This is a genomic window from Streptococcus mitis (assembly GCF_946190275.1).
In the GTDB taxonomy this organism is placed as follows: domain Bacteria; phylum Bacillota; class Bacilli; order Lactobacillales; family Streptococcaceae; genus Streptococcus; species Streptococcus mitis_DC.
The window spans coordinates 1-679 of record NZ_CAMHZQ010000046.1 but is presented as its reverse complement, the minus strand read 5'-3'; the positions used below and the strand labels follow the sequence as shown (position 1 = coordinate 679).

General features: G+C 39.3%; 1 pseudogene. It reads left to right on the top strand.

What is annotated here, in order from left to right:
• A pseudogene (locus tag N8M20_RS10160) lies at positions 1-679 on the top strand (hypothetical protein); the annotation flags it as partial.

Here is a 679-nt window from a genome sequence, read left to right as displayed (position 1 = left end):
TGAAGAATAAAGGAGAGCAAACTGTACACTTAACAGATGCCCCACAAGTCTTCAATGTGGAATATGAGGAAAAAGCAACTACATCAACCCCAACATTTACAGTAGGAACACAAAATCCACAAACAGGAAATGTTGAAGTAACGGTCGGTGGTGTTCCTGAAGGTACTAAAGTTACATTGCCAGGTGTTACTGGTGAAAAAGTCGTAACTGGTGGAAAAGTAGTGTTATCTCATAATGATTTACCAGATGAACCAAAAACAGGAAAAGGAATCGCACAAGAAGACGGCAAACTTCCAAAAGAAGGAACAAGTGAAATCACAATTCCTGGTAAATTAACTAGCGCTAAAGGTGAACCAGCAAAAGAGTTCGAAGTAGCAATTCCACTACCACTTGTAGTTCCAGATCCAGAACATTTAATATCAAAAGAAATAGAAAAATTGGTAGAAGAAGTTAAAAAATCTAATCCAACTAGCGATGTTAAGGCGGATGATAAGGGCAATGTTACTGTAACGGATAAGACAACTGGCGATTCAGTACTCATCCCAGTGAAAGACTTAACAGTAAAAGACTTCGCCCCAGTGACACCGACTGAGAAAGTACCGGTGAAGAAAGCTGGAGAATTGACTCAAGCCGAAAAAGACAAAGTCAAAGAAAAAGTTCAAGCTAAGAACCCAGGTAA